This is a genomic window from Sinomonas mesophila, assembly GCF_001999765.1.
GTDB classification, from domain to species: domain Bacteria; phylum Actinomycetota; class Actinomycetes; order Actinomycetales; family Micrococcaceae; genus Sinomonas; species Sinomonas mesophila.
This window is the reverse complement of the sequence record NZ_MTIC01000053.1, coordinates 1-900: the sequence shown is the minus strand read 5'-3', so window position 1 is coordinate 900 and position 900 is coordinate 1. Positions and strand designations below refer to the sequence as shown.

The 900-nt window shown below is 72.8% G+C and carries 1 protein-coding gene; it reads right to left on the bottom strand.

Annotation, left to right across the window (positions count from 1 at the left end):
• On the bottom strand, positions 1-900 hold a 900-nt coding region (locus tag BV907_RS18045; protein ID WP_077491126.1), incomplete at both ends, for a DDE-type integrase/transposase/recombinase.

Here is a 900-nt window from a genome sequence, read left to right as displayed (position 1 = left end):
AGTAGTTCAGCCCGCTGTGGCGGTGGCTGGTGTTGTAGTCGTGGAAGAAGGCCGTGGTGTGGCCCCGGGCGTGCTGGATGCCGGTGAACCGGGGCGGGAAGCCCAGGTCATATTTGACGGTCCTGAACAGGGCCTCGGAATAGGGGTTGTCGTTGGAGACCCGGGGCCGTGAGTAGGACACGGTGATGCCCAGGGACTGGGCCAGGTCCACGGTGGTCCCGGCCCGCATCGGGGTGCCATTGTCCGAGTGCAGCACGGTCGGCGGCGTGGGTGCGGCGGCGACGGCGTCGCGGATCAGCTCCGCGGCGTGGGCTGCGGTCTCTGCCGGTTCGACCCGGTGGGCCATCACGCGGCGGGAGAAGACGTCCATGACGGTGTAGAGGCGATAGGTCTCCCGCCCGGGCCCGCGCAGCATGGTGATGTCCCAGGACCACAGCTGCCCCGGGGCGGTGGCCTCGTGGACGGGCTTGGGCCGGGACGTCCCGTTGCCGCGCGGGCGCTGGGCGCGGCGGTCGCCGTTCTGCCCGGCCCGGGCGGCGATGCGGTGCGCGCTGGCGAGTGAGCACAGGACGGTGCCGGCGTCCATGATCCGGTGCCAGGCCTGGGTGACGGACAGGTGGGCGTGGGCCGGGCTGTTCAGCTCGGCCAGGAACGCCTCCTGCTCCGCGGGCGTGATCCGGTTCGGGTAGGCCCGCTCCCGGTGCGGGACCATGACCCCGGCCGCGTGGGACGGGGACAGGGACCGATACCAGGTCGCGTGCGAGATCCCGGCCAGGGCGCACGCGGTGCGCACGGCCCATCCGGCCGCGGCCAGGTCCGCCACGACGTTCAGGACGAGCTGCCGGACGCGTCCGAGTCCGGGCGTTTCAGGGGCGGGGTCCTGGGCGGGAGCGGTTCCTG